11 protein-coding genes and 1 pseudogene are annotated in these 17,003 nt (G+C 73.4%); 2 read left to right on the top strand and 10 right to left on the bottom strand.

Going from position 1 to position 17,003, the window contains the following annotated elements:
* The first annotated feature begins 225 nt into the window (after positions 1-225).
* Together RFN52_RS30500 and RFN52_RS30495 are read left to right on the top strand one after the other, a co-directional pair.
* Positions 226-456, top strand: a complete 231-nt coding sequence (locus RFN52_RS30500) for a hypothetical protein (RefSeq protein WP_184850924.1) — start codon at positions 226-228, stop codon at positions 454-456.
* A 213-nt stretch (positions 457-669) separates the two neighbouring features.
* On the top strand, positions 670-840 hold the full coding sequence (locus RFN52_RS30495; RefSeq protein WP_184850922.1) for a hypothetical protein: 171 nt from the start codon (positions 670-672) through the stop codon (positions 838-840).
* On the opposite strand, the gene RFN52_RS30490 is transcribed toward RFN52_RS30495, so the two are convergent.
* From RFN52_RS30490 to RFN52_RS30445, 10 genes and pseudogenes are all read right to left on the bottom strand, one after another.
* Complete coding sequence (locus tag RFN52_RS30490; RefSeq protein WP_184850920.1) at positions 841-1,176, bottom strand: DUF3140 domain-containing protein; 336 nt, start codon at positions 1,174-1,176, stop codon at positions 841-843.
* Positions 1,177-1,182: 6 nt separating this feature from the next.
* Complete coding sequence (locus tag RFN52_RS30485) at positions 1,183-1,413, bottom strand: hypervirulence associated TUDOR domain-containing protein (protein WP_184850918.1); 231 nt, start codon at positions 1,411-1,413, stop codon at positions 1,183-1,185.
* A 55-nt stretch (positions 1,414-1,468) separates the two neighbouring features.
* A complete protein-coding gene (locus RFN52_RS30480) occupies positions 1,469-2,590 on the bottom strand; it encodes an acyltransferase family protein (RefSeq protein ID WP_184850916.1) in 1,122 nt (373 codons plus the stop codon).
* A 194-nt stretch (positions 2,591-2,784) separates the two neighbouring features.
* Positions 2,785-3,846, bottom strand: a complete 1,062-nt coding sequence (locus RFN52_RS30475) for a peptidoglycan recognition protein family protein (RefSeq protein WP_184850914.1) — start codon at positions 3,844-3,846, stop codon at positions 2,785-2,787.
* A 219-nt stretch (positions 3,847-4,065) separates the two neighbouring features.
* Positions 4,066-4,728 carry a class I SAM-dependent methyltransferase gene (locus tag RFN52_RS30470; protein WP_184850912.1) on the bottom strand — a complete coding sequence of 221 codons (663 nt, stop codon included), beginning with the start codon at positions 4,726-4,728 and terminating at the stop codon, positions 4,066-4,068.
* Between the two features lie 109 nt (positions 4,729-4,837).
* The gene (locus RFN52_RS30465; protein ID WP_184850910.1) at positions 4,838-5,878 is read right to left on the bottom strand and encodes a hypothetical protein; all 1,041 of its coding nucleotides are present in this window, start codon (positions 5,876-5,878) and stop codon (positions 4,838-4,840) included.
* Positions 5,871-6,398 (bottom strand): hypothetical protein, encoded by a 528-nt coding sequence (locus RFN52_RS30460; protein WP_184850908.1) that lies wholly within the window; start codon positions 6,396-6,398, stop codon positions 5,871-5,873. The genes RFN52_RS30465 and RFN52_RS30460 overlap by 8 nt, the downstream gene beginning before the upstream one ends.
* A 96-nt stretch (positions 6,399-6,494) precedes the next feature.
* Positions 6,495-6,992, bottom strand: coding sequence for a pyridoxamine 5'-phosphate oxidase family protein (locus tag RFN52_RS30455; protein ID WP_184850906.1), 498 nt, complete (start codon positions 6,990-6,992; stop codon positions 6,495-6,497).
* 122 nt (positions 6,993-7,114) lie between these two features.
* Positions 7,115-13,627 carry a type I polyketide synthase gene (locus RFN52_RS30450; RefSeq protein WP_184850904.1) on the bottom strand — a complete coding sequence of 2,171 codons (6,513 nt, stop codon included), beginning with the start codon at positions 13,625-13,627 and terminating at the stop codon, positions 7,115-7,117.
* A 65-nt stretch (positions 13,628-13,692) separates the two neighbouring features.
* Positions 13,693-16,989, bottom strand: a pseudogene (locus RFN52_RS30445) (type I polyketide synthase); the annotation flags it as partial.
* Between the last annotated feature and the right edge of the window lie 14 nt (positions 16,990-17,003).

Below are 17,003 nucleotides of genomic sequence, written 5' to 3'. Positions count from 1 at the left end.
GACCCTGTGAAGGAGTGGGCGCATCCGGTGACCCCGCGCTCACAGTGGTGAAGGCGACCGCCGGAAGGAACCGCGCACCGCCGGAAGGCGGTTGGCTCTCCTCTGCGGGGAGTGTTTTGATCCTGCGCACGGCGGGAGCAGCCGGGACGGGAGCTGGTCCCCGGATTCCGGCGTCACTCGCGCTCACCGCCACTGCGAGACATTCACGCGAAGGGAAACACCCCCATGAACCTCACCTCTCGGGTCGCCACCGCCGAGCTCTCCGACGCCGACCTGGACACCGTCGCCGGTGGCAACGCGGGCGGCGTCGACGTCTCCGCGGGCCTCGTGGGCGGCCTCTCCGCCGGCCTGGTCGGCCCCCTGGCCGGCGAGGCCTGCGCCGCCCTGCAGGGGACCCTCTCGCCGGAGGGCGCGGCTGCGGGCGGGCACGCGGGCATCCAGACGACGTCGCTCTGACGACCTCCGCGCCGAAAGGGCCCCGGGAAGCGATTCCCGGGGCCCTTTCGGCTGGGTTGCGGCGTCGGCCCGGCACAGATCGCAAACGTGAGGAATTTGCGGAGTACGTGACGGAAATCTGGACTCCACGGGGGTGGGTAACGCGGTGAGGGGCCGTGACGCAGACTTACTCGGACCCCTCAGATCCCGGCTGCAAATCGATTGGAACCCGCTGTGACACTCGACTCGACCCGAACCGAAGAACTGCCGATCTACGCGAGCCTCATACGTGAACGGGGTGACGTCGTCGAGGAGGCCCGTGTCGTGGCCGAAGAGACCCAGCACCAGATGACCCAGGCGCTGAACGGTGTCGCCGTGACCCCGCACGAGACCGGCGCGCACTGATCACCCGTCGAGCGGGTCGTGGCCCCAGTTCATCAGGGAGTACCGCCACCGCGTGTCCCGGACGTCCCCGGAGGGCCGCTGGGCCTGGTGGCGGCGTACGTAGCCGACGACCTTGCGCATGTGCCGGTAGTCGTCGTCCGTGAGGCCGCCCTTGTCGGCCCGCAGGATCGCCACGATCCGGCGGCCGGAGGCGTGCCCGGTGGACTCACCCCCGTCCTGGTGCTGCCCGACGCTCTGTGAAGCGTCGGACTCCAGCCACTTCTCCAGGTCCGCCGGTGTCATGTTCACCAGCTCACGGAAGTCGTTCCAGGTCTCCTCGCGCTCCTCGTCGTCCACGCCGCCTCACTTCTTCTTCTTGAGCGCGGACGGCTTGTGCACCGCGGTCCTGCCGGACTTGTCGCTGCGCACCTCGTACTGCGGGTCGTCCGGTGAGGCGTCGACCGTGCGGCCCGATGCCTCGGTCCGTTCGGTGATCTCCTTCTCGACCTCGCCCTCGGTCCGGCTGCCGTGACTGCTCCAGGTGACCTTGTCGCCCTTCTTCGGCTTCCCGCCCTCGCTGCGGCCCTTCGCCATGCCGGTGCTCCCTCGCGGAGAGGTGTGCTGTCCCTCCAGCGTGCGGGCTGCGCGGTCAGGGCGCAGCCCGGCGGGAACCGGTCCGGGTGGCGACCGTGCCGCGGAAGGCCCACGCCATGCCGGGTTCCGTCACGGGGCGGAAGACCCGCCGTACGGACGGAGTGCACAGGGCGGTGACGGCCACGCCCGCGACCAGGGTGGCGGCGACCACGCCGGCGGGCCCGCGCACCCAGGCCGGCTCGTACCAGCCCCAGTGCTTCGCGGCCTGTGCGACGAAGCCGTGCAGCAGGTAGCCGCACAGGGTGCCGGCGCCCAGCACGGTGAACCACGTCCGGCGCCCGGGCACCCAGGCCAGGAAGCAGCCGACCAGGACGAGCGAGCAGCCGAAGGCGGCCAGGGTCATCACGGGCCCGTACCAGAGGGGGACGCCCAGCTCCGGGGCGCTGTCGGCGTGGAAGAACCAGGCGTAGTCCATCCTCGGGACCGCCCAGTACGCCACCGCCAGGGCGCAGGCGGCCACCGGCACGGCGAGGATCCGCACCGCACGCCGTCGTACCAGCCGGAAGTGCTCCGGGCGCAGCAGCAGACCGAACACGAAGTACGGCAGGAACTGCAGGGTGCGCTGCAGATCGAGGTCGTGGCCGATGGACGGTGCGGTCGTCGCCAGCATCGCGACGGCCAGGGCGAGCGGGAGCGGCCACCGCACCAGCCGCCACAGGGGCGTGGCCAGCCGCCAGACGAACAGCGCCGCCAGGAACCAGGTGAGGTACAGGGGGTCCAGCAGGCTGACCGGGCGGTCGGGGTCCTGGCTGGTCCAGCGAGTGAACAGGGTGTACGCCGTCTCGAACACCACGTACGGGACGACGAGGCCGGTGAGCAGGCGTTTGAGCCGGGCGGAGCTGCCGTCGAAGGTGCGGGAGAAGTAGCCGGAGACGATGATGAACGCCGGCATGTGGAAGGCGTAGACGAGCATGTACAGGGCGGTGACGGCCCTGCTGCCCTGGCGCAGAGGCTCCCAGGCGTGCCCCACGGCCACCAGCACGATCGCGAGGTATTTGGCGTTGTCGAAGAACGCGTCCCGCTGCCGGGCCGGGCGGGGCGCGGCGTCCTGCTCCCTCGTCCCCGTCGCCCGTGTCACCGCGGCCCCGGGACGGGCCGCGGTCACCGTGTCACTCACGGCACCTCCCGCAACGACAGGAGGCGTGGGTGCCTCTGGCGGCGGGGAGTAAAGGAGTGAGGTGCGCGCAGAACATCGCCCGCACCCTAATCACAGGGCCGTGCGTTCGTTCAACTCGTAACGGACGTGGCTCGCTTCGGTTCATGCCCGGGTATACGTGCGGAGGCGGGCGATCGTCTCCCGGACGGCGGTGCTCAGGTCTCCTTCCAGACCAGCGCGGTCAGTACGGCGCTCACGACGGTGACGGGGACGGCGGCCTGGTTCAGCAGCCGCACGCGCATGCTGCGCCCCGGGGCGAGCCGTTTGGTCACGGGGACGACCACGAAGCTGCCGCCGCCGGTCCCGGCGATCTCGTGGATCGGGTGGTCCGCCCGGAGCTCGTCGCCCTCGTACTCCGACATGCGCGCCTGCACGACCGCACCGGTCGGCAGTCCGTCGATGTGGAGGCTGACGGTGCCGCTGAAGCGGGCCGGGCCCCGGGCGAACACGCTGCCGCCGTCGGCGTGTTGGCCGGTCTCGTCGGTCCATTCCGCGGTGAACTCGACCGAGTCCCAGGCGCCGGGTGCGAGCTGGTAGTCCCCGGCGACACCGAGGTTGACGTACTGGGGCATGGGGTCCTCTCCTTCCCACCGGCCCGCCGGGAGGGCCAGGGCGTCGGCGACGTCTCGGCGGAAGCCCGCCATGTCGAATCCGCGCGGGTCGACCTTCCAGTCGCTCCATTCCAGGTGGCCGATGGCGCTCTTGTGGCCCCAGCCGTGCGCGCGGCAGATCGCGGCGGTGGCCTTGACCATCGCGAGGTACTGGGCGGGCGGCCACGGGTCCTTGCCGTCGCCCCTGTTCTCGCACTCCCAGCCGTAGAAGCGGGCGTTGCCGTCGACCGCGCCGGCCGAGCCGTCGTGCTCGTGCGTCGGGGGCGGATACGTGCCGTACGACTCGCCGATGACGGCGTCGAGCACCTCGCGGTCACCGCCTCCGGCGTGGTTGGCCCGGCCGTTTCCGGTGAGATGGACGACGCCGTCCTTGGTGATGCATCCGGTGGCGAGCGGGCCGGGCAGGGCGCTGTGGCCGTGGAAGATCAGCCCGACGACGTCCGTCCCGGAGCCGGTGACGGTGTGGTGGATCATCGCGCCGTGCACCGGGCCCCAAGGGCCCTTGTGGTTGCGGTTGTTGGTGCGCCAGCCGGCGACTTCGCGAACGACGCAGCCCTCGGCCTTCAACGCGGCGACGAGCCGGGCGGCGGTGAGCGGGGTGGCCATGAGTCAGTCCTCCGTTCCGGCGCGTTCGTGCCGGTCTGAAGACGGTCCGATCACATCGGGGGAGCGTGCCTGCTCTCGGAGTTCGCCCGGCGGCGGCGCGGGTTCGGCGGACCGTTTCGTCCGCGGGTTCCCGGTGTGCCGTTCCAGGTCCTCATCATTCTTCCGCCGCTCGCCCCGCCGCTCACCTCGCCGTGGGCCACGTCCGCAAAATCGGCGCGATTACGACGCTGCCGCATCCGGGCGGTCCCGCAGCACGTCGTAGCCGACGAACTCGAACATACGCAGTCCGGGGCGCAGCGGCCGGGGCGGGCCGGCGAACCGGTGCGCCCCGACTCCGTAGCCGGCGTCCGGTTCGGAAAGCCACAGCAGTTCGAAGCCCTCCCTCTCGAACCGACGGCAGATCAGCGGCACCCGGTCGGGTTCGCCGCGGTGCCGGGTCCAGACGACGGTGCCGCCGGTCTCGCACAGCTGGGCGCAGGCGCCGATGGTCCGCTCGATGCCGGAGTCGGTGATGTTGCCGAAGACCCCGCAGACCAGGACGAGCTGCGCTGGGACGAGGTCCTGGTACCGGTCGACGAGCGAGGCGTCACCGGTCACGACCTCGACCCCGTCCAGGTGCGCCGCGCGCGCCGCGTCCGAGGCCGCCTCGGCGTTGCGGGGGTCCAGTTCGACCAGTCTGGCCCGCACGTCGTGGCGCCGGGGGTGTCCGGCGAGGACGTGGAGGAGGTCCCTGCCGTCCCCGGCGCACAGGCTGATCACCTTGAGCGGCCCGGGCGGGGCGTCGTCGAGGGCCCGGCGGATCTGCTGCCGCACGGTCCGCAGCCGTCGTGCCATCCAGGAGTCCGCCGTGTCGTATCCGTCGTGCCAGGCGCTCCAGTCCACGGCCGCACCCTAGGTCCGGCCGGCCGTCGCGGACGACCGGTTTTCGACGGTCGTCCGCGGCTTCGACGGTCGTTCCGCGGCTTCGACGGTCGTCCGCTGGGACTCGGAGTCAGGCGGGGTCCGTCGTGGCGGGTTCCGCGCGGTAGGGGTCCAGGGCGGCGGCGCGTTCGTGGTACGGGATGCGGGAGAGCCGGGACACCATCGTCCACATGGCGCGTTCCGCGGCGAGGGTCTGCGGGAGGGCGAGGCCGAGGGAGGCCGCGAGGGGTTTGCGGCCGGTGTTGACCAGGGCCCGGACGGCGGCCGCCCACTCGTCGGTCGCGGTGACCGCCGACCGGTACCAGACCGGCACGAGCGCGGCGAGTACGACGAGGGTGCTCAGCAGGGCGATGCGGTCCGGCTTGTCGCCGGCCGCCAGGGCGAGCGCCGCCGCCAGGGCGACGACGACATGGCCGGACAGCAGGGCGACGAAGAAGTCGACGCTGGCGCGGGCGAGTTCGCTCTGGCGGCGGATCTGGTCCGGGACGCAGCCGGTGAGTTCGTTCCACAGCAGCTGGGTGTCGAGGCGGTAGCGGTCCCAGCCGTACTCCTCGAAGCGGCGGATGGCATTGCCGAGGCGGGTCGGGGCGATCTGGTCGTCGGCGATCGGGAACCGGGCGAACCGCTCACGCAGCAGCCCGCGCTGGACGGCGGTACGACGCCGGTCCCGCCCGGCGGCCCGGGCGAGGCGCGGGTCGGCGAGCAGCCTGGCGAGTTCCTCCGCGTCCTCGGTCCGCAGCGGCCCCTGCTCGGCCCGGCGGCGCTCCAGGCGCAGCACGGTCAGCCGGTCCGCGAGGAACGCCCTGCTGCCGCGACTGCGCCGGCAGCCCGCCTCGAAGGCCCGGGCCGGCCACAGCAGGTACCCCTCCAGGAGCCGGTAGAGCGCGTTCTGGCAGGCGTTGGCGACCAGGCCGAGCAGCAGTGCGCCGGTCAGCAGGGTGAGGCCGGTGCCGAGTCCGCTCGCGCCGCGCAGCCGTTCGAGCGGGCCGAGGTCACGGAGGCTCGGGGCGACGGTGAGCAGGAAGACGGCCAGGTTCAGCGCGGTGGGCAGGATCCAGCCCACCAGCAGCGTCCAGGCCCCGCCCAGCACGCCCTTGGCGATGTCACCCATCGGCCGGGTCGGGCCATTCGTCGTCGTCGGAACCGGTGCTGGGGCCGGGCGGGGTGTGGCCCGCCGGTGCCCCGTACGCGCCGGGACGCGCGCCACCGAAGGGATTCGGCTGCGTCGACCGCCGCCTGTCGGGTTCCGGAGTGCCCAGGGGCTCCTCCGCCAGGGCGAGCGCCTGGGCGAGTCCGGCGACGGAGGCCAGGAGCGACGGGGCCGGTTCCGCTGCCGCCAGACGGGCGCGGAACCGCGCGGCGAGGCCCGGTGTGACGCGGCCCGTCCGGGAGATCTCCTGCTCGGCCTCCTCGCACTCGTCCCGGAGCGCGGTGATCTCGTCCGTGCTCTGAAGGCGTTCGAGGTCGGCCCGGACTTCCCGGAGCAGGGCGAGGAGTTCGGCTACGCGCCCGTCCGGGGGCGGAGGCGGCACCGGGCCCCACCCAGGGCCGCCTCCGGTCGAGAAGTGGTGGGCCTGCCCACTGGCGTGGCCCGCGGACGTGTTCTCCGTCCGCTCCCCCTCTGCCGCCATCAACTCTCCTCGGTCGCCGCCTCGTTCAGCCGATGCCCTGATCCAACCGCACGCCGTGAGGGCGGGGCAATCGGGCCGGGTATCCGGCGGCCGGGGTCAGGAGCGCGACGGCGGTTCTGCCGCCCAGATGCGGCTGCTCAGGTCCGAGCCGCGCAGGACCTGGACGCGCCAGGGGTCGATGCGCAGCAGGTGGTAGTCGGGGCTGTCGGGGCCGGCGCTCCAATAGAGGTGCGGGTCGTAGCCGACGCCCGGGGGGCTGTTGCGGCGGTACAGCTCCCAGGCGCGCAGCTTGGTGTCCCGGTCGTGCACCCAGGCGGAGACGCTGTCGACGAAGACCGCGTCCTGGCGGGGGTGCCAGTAGGCGTAGGTCGTGTGGGGGTTGTGCGCCAGGTGGGCGGCCTTCACCGGGGTGCGGAAGACGGCCAGCCACCCGACGGGGCGCTCGTCGACGATCTCCCAGACGGGCTGGACGACACGGGCCCGGGGGCGGTTGCGCCGGTCGACGGTGACCATCGTGCAGTAGACGGTCTGCTGGACGTACTCGACGAAGGCGGCCTCGATCTCGGAGAACGAACGCACCTGTGCGGCGCCCATGGGGATACCTCGGATTCGCGGACGGAGGAAGAAGCGGAGAGGGGACGGCACCGGCCGCCCGGCTGCTCACGGGGAGCAGCCGGGCGGCCGGCCGGAGGTATCCGATCGACGGACCTCACGGGTCAGGGGGCGGGCGGGAAGTGCCCTTCCTGGACGAAGAACTCCACGTACTTGGCGAAGAGTTCACGCGTCAGCGGCGGGCAGGCGATGTCCGTGCCGGTGAGCGCCGCCTCGGTCTCGGCCGTGTCGATCGGCGGATAGAAGCCGTCGGTGTCGGACGTCATCATCTCGAACGCGTGCAGCAGCGGCAGCAGGGCGTTGTCCCGGTCGGACCGCACCGCGGCGCTCCACCGCTCCCGGTCCGTCTCGTCGAGCCGGTACCCGAGGTCACGCAGGTACGACACGCAGTCCGCGAGGCTCAGGGAGCTGCGGTTGAACAGGTGGAAGGTGCCGCCGGCCGGTTCGCGCCGCGAGATCCCGACGATGGCGGCGCTGACGTAGTCCACGGGCAGCAGGTGGAAGCGGCCTCCGACACCGGCCGGTGTGGCCTGCGCCTGGAGGAGGCCCTTGAGACTGAGCCAGACGAAGTCGCGGGTCTGGCAGGCCCCGTTGCGGGTGTCGCCGGAGATGACGTCCACGCGGTGCACCGACACCGGCAGGCCTCGGTCCCGGGCGAGGCCGACGAGCTGCTCGGCGACCCACTTGGACTGGAGGTAGCCGCTGGGCAGCGCCTCGGCGGGGCCGGTCGGGTCGGTCACCTTCAGGGGGACGCCCGGCGTGACCGGGCCGTTGAAGACGCCGACGGTGGAGATGTAGTGCACCGGGACCGTGCGGTGACGGGCCGCCAGGCGCAGGATCTCGCGGGTGCCGTGGACGTTGGCCGCGCGCAGTGCCTCGTAGGGGTGGAGCCAGTGCACGGTGGCGCCCGCGTGGTAGACGGCGTCGACGGTGCGGGCGAGGTCGTCGAACTCCTCCTCGCTCAGGCCGAGTCGCTCGTCGGCCAGGTCCCCCGCGCGGACGGTCAGCCGGCTCTCGTCGATCTCGTCCCACACCCGGTACCAGGTGAGGCTGGAGCGCAGCCGCTCGTACGCCGCCGCGTCGTCGGCGCCGCGCACCAGGCAGTGCAGGCGGGCGGTCGTGGTGCGCATCAGGTCGCGCACCAGGAACGCGCCGAGGAAGCCGCTCGCGCCGGTGAGCAGGATGTCCGACGGGTCGGTGACGGTGCGGACGACCTCGCCGGCCGGGCGGATGTCGGCGGGCAGGTCGAGGTCGGCGGCGTAGTCCACGGCCGGGTCCGGCTCGGTGTCGCCCTGGGGTGCGAGGAGTTCGGTGCGCAGGTGGGCCGCCAGGGCCCGGGGCGTCGGGTGGTCGAAGACCAGGGTGGCGGGCAGGCGCAGGCCCGTGATCGCGGCGAGCCGGTTGCGCAGCTCGACGGAGGTGAGGGAGTCGAAACCGCTGCTCTGCAGGGGGCGTTCGGGGTCGACCGTGCCGGAGCGGCCGAGGACCCGGGTGATCTCGGCCGCCACGGCGTCGAGGACGAGCGTGTGCTGTGCGGCCTCGTCGAGTCCGGTGAGCCGGTCGGCCAGGGCGGGCCCCGCGTCGGCCGCGCCGCGCGCCGTGGCGCGCACCGGCACCCGCACCAGCGACCGCAGCAGCACCGGGACCTGCGGCTGGCGGCGCAGCACGGGGATGTCGAGCGGGGTGGCCACGAGGTAGGGGCGGCCGGTGTCCAGGGCCAGGTCGAACAGGGCCGTGCCCAGGTCCTGGGGGACCGTGCGGAAGCCGCTGCGGGCGATCCGCTTCAGGTCCGTCTCGGTCAGTCCGCCCGTCAGCCCGGTCGCCTGCTCCCACAGGCCCCAGGCGATGGAGGTGGCCGGAAGTCCCTTCGCGGCGCGGTGCTGGGCGAGCGCGTCCAGGTGGGCGTTGGCCGCGGCGTAGGTGGACTGGCCGGGGCCACCGACGGCGGCGGCCACGGACGAGAAGAGCACGAACGCCGTCAGGCCGGCGTCCCGGGTCAGCTCGTGCAGCGTCCAGGCCGCGTCCGCCTTGGGCCGGAGCACGGCGTCGAGCCGCCCGGGTGTCTGGGCGGCGATGACGCCGTCGTCGAGGACGCCCGCGGTGTGGACGACGCCGCGCAGCGGGTGCGCGGCCGGCACCGAGGCCAGGACGCCCGCGAGGGCGGTGCGGTCGGCGACGTCCGCGGCGGCCACGGTCACGGTCGCGCCCAGGGCCCGCAGTTCGGCGCACAGGCCGGCGGCGCCCGGGGAGTCGGGGCCGCGCCTGCTGACCAGCAGCAGGTGGCGCACGCCGTGGGCGGTGACCAGGTGGCGGGCGAAGTGGCCGCCGAGCGATCCGGTGCCGCCGGTGATCAGGACGGTGCCGTCGGGATCCCAGACCGTGCGGGCGCCGTCGGCCGCGTGTTCGGGGGCCGGGGTGCGCAGCAGGCGGGGCGCATGGATCCTGGGGGCGCCGCCGGGTGCGGTGGCGCCGCGGATCGCGGCCTGCGGTTCGCCGGCGGCGACCACGGCGGACAGCGCGTCCGGGCCGGGTTCGCCGTCCACGTCCACCAGGACGATGCGCCCCGGCGTCTCCGACTGTGCCGAGCGCAGCAGGCCCCAGGCGGCCGCGGTGGCGGGGTCGGTGACGTCCTCGTCGCCGGAGACCGCCACGGCGCCACGGGTCACGACGACCAGCGGTACGGCGGCCAGGGCCTCCTCGGCGAGCCACTGCCGCGCCCAGGTCAGGGCGCGGCCCACGGTGTCCCTGACGGCGTCCTGCGCGGACTGCCCCGCCGCGGTGGTCAGATCGAGGCGTACGGCCCCGATGCGCTCGCCTTCCACGGCGGCCCTGACGGCGGGCAGGTCCGGGCCCCCGGCGGCGCCGAGGGTGAGCCAGTTCCGGGAGGCGGGGGGCAGGGGCCGGGCGATCCACTCGACGTGGTGGAGGGCGTCGCGGTGCCGGGAGCGTGCGGCCCGCAGCGCCGCGGCGGGCACGGGGCCGACGGTCACGGCGTCGGCCACCGCGACGACCTGTCCGGCCGGGTCGGTCAGGCGCACCGCGTAGGTGTCGTCGGCGCCCGGGAGCGGGGTGAGGCGGACGCGCAGGGTGTCCGCGCCGACGGCGTGCAGACGCAGACCGTGCCAGCTCAGGGCGGTGGACGGCAGGCCGGGCAGTCCGGCGGCGTACAGCGGTTGCAGGGCGGCCTCCAGCAGGGCCGGGTGCAGCCCGAACCCCTCGGCACGCGGGTCGGTGTCGGGGTCCAGGGCCACTTCGGCGAACAGTTCGCCGGAGCGCCGCCACATCCGGGTGAGCCCTCGGTACGCGGGTCCGTAGCGCACCCCGGCGGCGGCGAAGCGGTCGTACAACTCATCTGCGGGGTCCGGGGCTTCGCCGTCGTCCTGGTCGGTGGCCGGGAACGGCTCGGCGTCGGCCGGCGGCCACGGCGTGGCCGGCTCGGTGTCCGCAGGCGGGACGAGCGGTGTGGTGCTGAGCAGTCCGTGGGCGTGGCGCGTCCAGGACGCGTCGGGCTCGTCGGGCCGGGCGTGGACGGTGAGGACGCGACGGCCGGCGGTGTCCGGTTCGCCGACGCGGACCTGGAGGTGCAGGGCTCCCTCGCGGGGCAGCACCAGGGGTGTGTCGACGACGAGTTCGTCCACGGCCGTGCAGCCCGTCTCGTCGCCGGCCCGGACGGCGAGTTCGGCGAGGACCGTGCCGGGCACGACGGTCTCCCCGGCGACGGTGTGTGCAGCGAGGAGCTGGTCCGTGCGGGCCGACAGGCGGGTCGTGAACAGGGCCTCGTCGCGGTCGCCGGGGAACAGCGCGGCGCCGATGAGGGGGTGGTCGGTGCTGTCGAGGCCGAACCCGCCGGCGTCACGGCGGCCGGCCGCGAGCGCGTCGGTCCAGTACCGCTGGTGCTGGAAGGCGTAGGTGGGCAGCGGGACCCGCCGGGCTCCGGTGCCGGCGAAGAACGCCTCCCAGTCGACGGGGACGCCCCGGGCGTGCAGGGTGCCGATGCCGTCGGCCAGGGCGGCCGGTTCCGGCCGGTCGGGCCGCTGGAGGGCCTGGACGGTGACGTCGTCCCGGTCCGCGAGGACGGTCTGGGCGAGGGCGGTCAGGACGCCGCCGGGGCCGACCTCGACGACGGTCCGCACGCCCTGGTCGTACAGGGTGGTGACGGCGTCGGCGTAGCGGACCGCCTCCCGCACCTGGGTCACCCAGTAGTCCGCCGACCGCAGATCCTCACCCTCGGCCAACCGACCCGTCACCGTCGAGACCACCGCCATCCGGGGAGCCTCGTAGCGCACCTCCTTCGCCGCCGAACGGAACTCCTCCACCATCCCGTCCATCAACGGCGAATGAAACGCATGCGACACCTCAAGACGCCGCGTACGCCGACCCGGCAACGCGGCCAACACCCCCGCCACCGCATCATCCGCACCCGAAATCACCACCGCCGACGGCCCGTTCACCGCCGCCACACCCACCGCACCACCACGATCACCGATCGCCGCCACCACCTCGCCCTCCGAGGCCTCCACCGCGACCATCACACCCCCCGCCGGCAACGCCTGCATCAACCCCGCACGCGCCGCCACCAACCGAGCAGCCTCACCCAGCCCCATCACCCCCGCCACATGCGCAGCCACCAACTCCCCCACCGAATGACCCGCCACCACACCAGGCCGCACACCCCACGACTCCACCAACCGGAACAACGCCACCTCAAACGCGAACAACGCCGGCTGCGTCCACCCCGTCTGCGACAACAACGACCCCTCGACCGCGAACATCACCTCCTTCAACGACCCGCCCAACAGCGGATCCAACACCCCGCACACCTCATCCAACGCCCCCGCGAACACCGGAAACGCCCCATACAACTCCCGCCCCATCCCCGCCCGCTGAGCACCCTGACCCGAGAACACCACCGCCAGACCGCCGGGACGGACCGGTGCATCGAAGCCGGTGGGCGTCTCGGCGAGGTGGCGCAGGGCGTCGGACAGGTCGTCGCGGCCGGCTCCGGTCAGGACGGCACGGCGGTCGTGCAGGGTGCGGGTGGTGGCGAGGGAGTAGGCGAGGTCGGTGGCCGTCTGCTCGGGGTGGGCGGCGACGTGCTCGTGGAGCCGCCGGGCCTGGGCGCGCAGGGCGTCCTCGTCCGGTGCGGACAGGAGCCAGGGCACGGCCGGGAGCGTCCGGACCTGCTCGGGGGCGGTGTGCTCCGCCTCGGGGGCCTCTTCCAGGATGACGTGGGCGTTGGTGCCGCTCACGCCGAAGGCGGAGACGGCGGCCCGGCGCGGGGCCGTTTCGCGGGCGGTCCACTCGCGTGCCTCGGTGAGCAGCTCGACCGCGCCGGAGCTCCAGTCGACCATGGGCGTGGGCCGGTCGACGTGCAGGGTCCGGGGCAGCAGCCCGTGCCGCATGGCCTGCACCATCTTGATGACACCGCCGACACCGGCGGCGGCGACGGTGTGGCCGATGTTGGACTTCAGCGAGCCGAGGAACAGGGGTCGTTCGCGGTCCTTGCCGTAGGTCGCCAGCAGGGCCTGTGCCTCGATCGGGTCGCCCAGCCGCGTGCCCGTACCGTGCGCCTCCACCGCGTCCACATCGGCCGGGGCGAGCCGGGCGTTCTGCAGGGCCTGCCGGATGACCCGCTCCTGCGACGGGCCGTTCGGCGCCGTCAGACCGTTCGAGGCGCCGTCCTGGTTCACCGCGCTGCCCCGTACGACCGTCAGCACCCGGTGTCCGTTGCGCACCGCGTCCGACAGCCGCTCCACGACCAGCAGACCCACGCCCTCCGACCAGGAGGTGCCGTCGGCGGCGGCCGCGAACGACTTGATCCGTCCGTCGGGGGCGAGTCCGCCCTGGCGTGAGAAGTCGACGAATCCGCCCGGGGTCGCGGTGATCGTCGCGCCTCCGGCGAGCGCGAGGGTGGACTCGCCGCGGCGGACCGACTCCACCGCGAGGTGGAGGGCGACCAGCGAGGACGAGCAGGCGGTGTCGATGGAGACGGCCGGGCCTTCGAGGCCGAAGGTGTAGGAGATGCGGCCGGACGCCACGCTGCTGAGCTTGCCGGTCATGAGGTGGCCCTCCAGCTCGGCGGGCCCTTCGAGTCCGAGGTAGCTCTGCTCGATCACGCCGGCGAACACGGCGGTGCGGCTCCCGCGCAGCGTGGCGGGGTCGATCCCGGCGTCCTCGAACGCCTCCCACGCGGTCTCCAGGAGGACTCGCTGCTGGGGGTCCATCGCGCGGGCCTCGCGGGGCGAGATGCCGAAGAAGTCCGCGTCGAACAGGGCGGCTCCGTCGAGGAACCCGCCCTCCCGGGTGTACGACGTGCCGGGCTCGTCGCGGTCCGTGCTGTACAGCGCGTCGAGGTCCCAGCCGCGGTCCGCGGGGAACGGGCTGATGGCGTCCCGGCCTTCGGCGGCGAGGCGCCACAGGTCGTCCGGTGACATGACGCCGCCCGGGAAGCGGCAGGCCATGCCCACGATGGCGACCGGTTCGGTGGCGGCCGACTCCAGCGTCTCGATGCGCTCGCGGGCCTTCTGCAGGTCGGCGGTGACCCACTTCAGGTAGTCGACGAGCTTCTGTTCCCTGGTCTGGGCCTGCTCCTGCGCGCGGGACATGTCAGCGGACATGCGGAATCAGTCTCTCCTCGGTACCGGAAGGGTGGTGGTGCGGGGGCGGCGGGCGGCGGACGGCGTCAGTCCGCGGCCCGGCCGAGCTGGCTGTCGATGAAGTCGAAGATCTCGTCCGCGGACGCGTCCGTGAGGTCCGTGGTGTCGGCGTCGGCGGCCGGCGGGGACGGTGTGTCCGCCGGCCCTGCGAGGCGGTCGGCCAGTGCCCGCAGCCGGGAGGACAGCGCCACGCGGGTCTCGTCCGGTTGCGTGCCGTCCGCCGCCAGGGCGTCCACGGACGCCTCCAGCCGCTCCAGTTCCTCGGTCGCGTCGGTCGCGGAACGACCCGGCCCGCGTCCGGGGGCGGAGGCGGCGGCCTGCTCCTGTACGTAGGCCGCGAGTGCGGCCGGTGTCGGATGGTCGAAGACGACGGTGGCGGGAAGGGAGAGACCGGTCTCGGCGCCCAGCCGGTTGCGCAGCTCGACGCCGGTCAGGGAGTCGAAGCCGAGTTCCTGGAAGGGGCGGTGGGGCACGACGGCAGTGCTGTCGGAGTGCTTGAGCACCTTCGCGACCAGCTCCGTGACCAGGGTGAGCAGGTACTGCTCCCGCTGTGCGTCGCCCAGCGGCGCGAGCCGCTCGGCCAGCGGCACGACCCGGGGGGCCGGTGTCTCCTCGGGGATGTCCGGCGTGCCGCGCAGGACGGGGCCGGAGTCATGGGTGCCGGCCTCTACCTCGTCGAGCCAGTACCGCTGGTGCTGGAAGGCGTAGGTGGGCAGCGGGACCCGCCGGGCTCCGGTGCCGGCGAAGAACGCCTCCCAGTCGACGGGGACGCCCCGGGCGTGCAAGGTGCCGAGCGCTTCGGTCAGGGTCTCCGGCTCGGGGCGGCCCGCGCGGGTGGCGACCGTGGCGGTGAGGGCGTCGGGGTCGCGGACGGCCTGGGCGGCGAGGGCGGCGAGGACGCCGCCAGGGCCGAGTTCGAGGAGGGTGGTGACGCCCTCCTTCTCCAGGGTGGTGACGGCGTCGGCGTAGCGGACCGCCTCCCGCACCTGGGTCACCCAGTAGTCCGCCGACCGCAGATCCTCACCCTCGGCCAACCGACCCGTCACCGTCGAGACCACCGCCATCCGGGGAGCCTCGTAGCGCACCTCCTTCGCCGCCGAACGGAACTCCTCCACCATCCCGTCCATCAACGGCGAATGAAACGCATGCGACACCTCAAGACGCCGCGTACGCCGACCCGGCAACGCGGCCAACACCCCCGCCACCGCATCATCCGCACCCGAAATCACCACCGCCGACGGCCCGTTCACCGCCGCCACACCCACCGCACCACCACGATCACCGATCGCCGCCACCACCTCGCCCTCCGAGGCCTCCACCGCGACCATCACACCCCCCGCCGGCAACGCCTGCATCAACCCCGCACGCGCCGCCACCAACCGAGCAGCCTCACCCAGCCCCATCACCCCCGCCACATGCGCAGCCACCAACTCCCCCACCGAATGACCCGCCACCACACCAGGCCGCACACCCCACGACTCCACCAACCGGAACAACGCCACCTCAAACGCGAACAACGCCGGCTGCGTCCACCCCGTCTGCGACAACAACGACCCCTCGACCGCGAACATCACCTCCTTCAACGACCCGCCCAACAGCGGATCCAACACCCCGCACACCTCATCCAACGCCCCCGCGAACACCGGAAACGCCCCATACAACTCCCGCCCCATCCCCGCCCGCTGAGCACCCTGACCCGAGAACACCACCGCCAGAGCACCGCCCGAGGGGGTGACCGGGGTGAGGTGCCGGAGGGAGTCGAGGAGCTGGGCGGGCCCGCTGCCCACGACGGCGGCGCGATGCGGGAGGGCGGCGCGGGTGGTGGCCAGGGAGTAGGCGATGTCCAGGGGGTCGGGGGCACCGGGCGCCGAGGCGAAGGCGTGGAGCCGTTCGGCCTGGGCGGTGAGTGCCTGGGGGGTGCGCGCGGACAGGAGCCACGGCAGGGCGGGCAGGGTGCGCACGGAGGGGGTCTCGGCGGGTGGGGCGGCCGGGGCCTCCTCGATGATCACGTGCGCGTTGGTGCCGCCGAACCCGAAGGAGGAGACACCCGCGCGGCGCGGCGCGTCCTCACGTGCCGGCCACTCACGGGCCTCGGTCAGCAGCTCGACCGCCCCCGTGTCCCACTCCACGAACGGCGACGGCTCGTCCACGTGCAGCGTCCTCGGCAGCACACCGTGCCGCATCGCCTGCACCATCTTGATCACACCACCGACACCGGCGGCAGCCTGCGCATGCCCGATGTTCGACTTCAACGACCCCAGCAGCAACGGCTGTTCACGGTCCTGGCCATAGGTCGCCAGCAGCGCCTGCGCCTCGATCGGATCGCCCAGCCGCGTACCCGTACCGTGCGCCTCCACCGCGTCCACCTCAGAGGCAGACAGACCGGCCGAGGCCAGCGCCTGCCGGATGACCCGCTCCTGCGAGGGGCCGTTGGGCGCGGTCAGGCCGTTCGACGCCCCGTCCTGATTCACCGCGCTGCCCCGTACGACCGCCAGCACCCGGTGCCCGTTGCGCACCGCGTCCGACAGGCGCTCCACGACGAGGACTCCGGCCCCCTCCGCCCACGCCACACCGTCGGCACCGGCCGCGAAGGACTTGCAGCGGCCGTCGGGCGACAGGCCGCGCAGGCGGGAGAACTCCAGGAAGGCCACGGGGGTCGACATCACCGTGACACCGCCGGCCAGGGCGAGTGAGCACTCGCCGCCCCGCAGCGCGTTCACCGCGAGGTGCAGGGCGACCAGCGAGGACGAGCAGGCCGTGTCGACGGAGACCGCCGGGCCCTCGAAGCCGTAGGTGTAGGAGAGCCGGCCGACGGCGATGCTGCCGGCGCTGCCGCTGAACAGGTAGCCCTCGAAGTCCTCCGGCGGCAGGTGAGGGCGTGAGCCGTAGTCGTTGTACATCTGGCCGGTGAACACGCCGGTGTCCGAGCCGCGCAGGGCGGTGGCGTCGATGCCTGCGTGCTCGAACGCCTCCCAGGCCGTCTCCAGCAGCAGCCGCTGCTGGGGGTCGATCGCCATGGCCTCGCGCGGCGACATCCCGAAGAAGGCCGGGTCGAACCGGTCGGCGTCGTAGAGGAATCCGCCTTCGCGGGCGTACGAGGTGCCCGTGCGGTCGGGGTCCGGGTCGTAGAGGCCGTCCACGTCCCAGCCGCGGTTGCCGGGGAAGCCGCCGACGGCGTCGGTGCCGTCGGCCACAAGGCGCCACAGGTCGTCGGGCGAGGCGACGCCGCCGGGGTAGCGGCAGGCCATGCCCACGATCGCGATCGGCTCGCGCCGCCTGTCCTCCAGGTCGCGCAGCTGCCGGCGTGCCTCACGGGCATCGGCGACGGCCTTCTTCA

Source organism: Streptomyces collinus, assembly GCF_031348265.1.
Classification (GTDB): domain Bacteria; phylum Actinomycetota; class Actinomycetes; order Streptomycetales; family Streptomycetaceae; genus Streptomyces; species Streptomyces collinus.
This window is presented reverse-complemented; position numbering and strand designations above follow the sequence as displayed.

Bases quoted from the DNA above. Each gene is read 5' to 3' on its own strand.
- RFN52_RS30500 (WP_184850924.1), top strand. From the start codon at position 226: ATGAACCTCACCTCTCGGGTCGCCACCGCCGAGCTCTCCGACGCCGAC.
- RFN52_RS30485 (WP_184850918.1), bottom strand. From the start codon at position 1,413: ATGGCGAAGGGCCGCAGCGAGGGCGGGAAGCCGAAGAAGGGCGACAAG.
- RFN52_RS30475 (WP_184850914.1), bottom strand. From the start codon at position 3,846: ATGGCCACCCCGCTCACCGCCGCCCGGCTCGTCGCCGCGTTGAAGGCC.
- RFN52_RS30465 (WP_184850910.1), bottom strand. From the start codon at position 5,878: ATGGGTGACATCGCCAAGGGCGTGCTGGGCGGGGCCTGGACGCTGCTG.
- RFN52_RS30460 (WP_184850908.1), bottom strand. From the start codon at position 6,398: ATGGCGGCAGAGGGGGAGCGGACGGAGAACACGTCCGCGGGCCACGCC.
- RFN52_RS30455 (WP_184850906.1), bottom strand. From the start codon at position 6,992: ATGGGCGCCGCACAGGTGCGTTCGTTCTCCGAGATCGAGGCCGCCTTC.
- RFN52_RS30450 (WP_184850904.1), bottom strand. From the start codon at position 13,627: ATGTCCGCTGACATGTCCCGCGCGCAGGAGCAGGCCCAGACCAGGGAA.